This is a genomic window from Protofrankia sp. Cr1, from assembly GCF_963555865.1.
Classification (GTDB): Bacteria; Actinomycetota; Actinomycetes; order Frankiales; family Frankiaceae; genus Protofrankia.
The window spans coordinates 14719-15334 of the sequence record NZ_CAUVXO010000039.1; the positions used below are offsets into that span (position 1 = coordinate 14719).

Annotated in this window: 1 protein-coding gene; it reads left to right on the top strand. The window is 65.1% G+C overall.

Annotated features, from left to right (window positions below):
• Window positions 1-363: 363 nt before the first annotated feature.
• Window positions 364-616, top strand: a 253-nt coding sequence (locus U9980_RS06080) for a hypothetical protein (protein WP_322767038.1), incomplete at its 3' end; no start/stop codon positions are given.

The following is a 616-nucleotide window of genomic DNA, read 5'->3' on the forward strand; positions in this document are numbered from 1 at the left end:
CAGGCCCGGCCATGCCCCCAAGGGCGGGTCTGATGGATCTTCGACCAACATCCGTCAGACTCGGGCTAGCCGTCGGCTGTGCGGGCACCACCGGCCCAGCGCGATGAACGATGCTGGAATCAGCAGCGGTCATGAAATCCTCCGATGCTCGCCGGGGTACCGGTTGCAGAGAGCCCGGCACGTCTTCCGCTCGCTGCACCGTGGCCTGTCTGACTACGGCGGCAACAGGCCAGGTGACAGTGGTGTGATTGTCAGAAAACGAGGACGATGACGACCAGACCCGCGGCGACGGCGACGGCGTCGAGGTCGGCATCGGTCAGTTCGGACATATTGGCAAGGGGCTGCTCGGGGGATGTGCAGAATGTGCACACCGGCGGTGGCCGTCCAGTCCCGGACCACCTCGTCCTTGGTGTAGAGGTTCTCGGGCTGGGAACGATCGACGCGAACGGTCGCACCGGCGTCGACCGGCAGGCCGAACTCGGCGGCGGCTGCGGCGGGATTGGTCAGGATACGCCCGAGCGCGGCATCGTCCCGCCACGCGGTCAGGAGCAGTTCCGTTTACTTCTCCACGAACAACTCTTCGTTCTCGATTGCCATGGCGAGTTCTCCTCTCGGT